This window comes from Salinivibrio costicola subsp. alcaliphilus (genome assembly GCF_001996185.1).
Classification (GTDB): Bacteria; Pseudomonadota; Gammaproteobacteria; order Enterobacterales; family Vibrionaceae; genus Salinivibrio; species Salinivibrio costicola.
Window position 1 is genome coordinate 1 of the sequence record NZ_MUFR01000118.1, and the last position, 697, is coordinate 697.

Here is a 697-nt window from a genome sequence, read left to right on the forward strand (position 1 = left end):
GACGGCCTACCGTTATACCGCATCGAAAAAGAGCTGGCCCGGGTCGGCGTCGAGCTCCAGCGCACCACCCTGGCAAGCTGGATGATTAAAACGGCTGAGCGGCTGTCGCCGCTGTACCTCGCTATGCAGGAAAGTTTGCTCGGAGAGTCGGTTATCCACGGTGACGAAACGACGCTTCAGGTGCTGAAGGAGCCAGACAAGCCAGCCCAGAGCCAATCCTATCTCTGGGCCTACACTAGCCCGGCGCAAAGCACGACGCCGGTGGTGCTGTTCGACTACCAACCAGGCCGGGAGCACACTTACCCCAAGGCCTTCCTCAATGGTTACCAGGGCACGGTCATGACCGACGGCTACTCAGCCTGGCGGATGCTAGGCGCATGCTCGGCGCAAGTTCAAAGATGCCCTCGACCTGAGCCCGAAGAAGGGAGGACAGCCCAAACAGGCCTTGAGTTATATCCAGAAGTTGTATGCCGTGGAGAAAAAGGCAAAATCCTTGTCGCCAGCAGACAGGTATGCGATGAGGCAGCAAGACAGCATTCCGATTTTGAACGCCTTCCATGAGTGGCTGGATAAAGCCGCCGCCAGACTGTTACCGAATAGCCCGATGGGAAAAGCGGTCAGCTATACGCTGAAACAATGGCGTTACCTGGAGAAGTATGTCGAAGACGGCGGCTACCCGATAGACAACAATCAGGTC

The 697-nt window shown here is 57.1% G+C and carries 1 pseudogene; it reads left to right on the top strand.

The annotated features are described in order from the left end of the window. Positions 1 to 33: 33 nt before the first annotated feature. A pseudogene (tnpC, locus tag BZJ21_RS15430) lies at positions 34 to 697 on the top strand (IS66 family transposase); the annotation flags it as partial.